General features: G+C 35.6%; 1 protein-coding gene. It reads left to right on the forward strand.

The window, feature by feature from the left end:
- On the forward strand, positions 1-441 hold a 441-nt coding region (locus PL9214_RS29435; protein ID WP_139295212.1), incomplete at its 5' end, for a transposase.
- Positions 442-452: the final 11 nt, after the last annotated feature.

Genomic DNA, 452 nt, shown 5'->3' on the forward strand with positions numbered 1-452 from the left:
AAAGAAAGGCAAACTTATTATGGAGCTTTAGATTACCAAACGAAAGAATTTATTATCAAAGGTTATGCGGCGGGCAATACAGAAAATACCGTAGACTTTCTCCAGTATTTACAACAGCAAAATCCGGGGAAAAGGTTGGCTATAGTCTGGGACAATGCCACTTATCATTGTTCTCAAAACTTTCGAGATTACTTAACTCAAGTTAATCAAAATTTATCGGAAGAAGAATGGCGGATTACTTGTGTAAATTTTGCTCCTAATGCGCCGGAGCAAAATCCGGTTGAAGATATTTGGTTACAAACCAAAAATTTCGTGAGAAAATTCTATCATTTATGCCCATCTTTTAAAGTAGTTAAGTGGCTATTTGAGTTTTTTGCTCAGGGGCAAATTTTTGATTTTCCCAAGCTTTTTATGTACGGGATTTTGCCACAACCTATTTAGGATTGCTATAT

Origin of the sequence: Planktothrix tepida PCC 9214 (assembly GCF_900009145.1) — a bacterium.
In the GTDB taxonomy this organism is placed as follows: Bacteria; Cyanobacteriota; Cyanobacteriia; order Cyanobacteriales; family Microcoleaceae; genus Planktothrix; species Planktothrix tepida.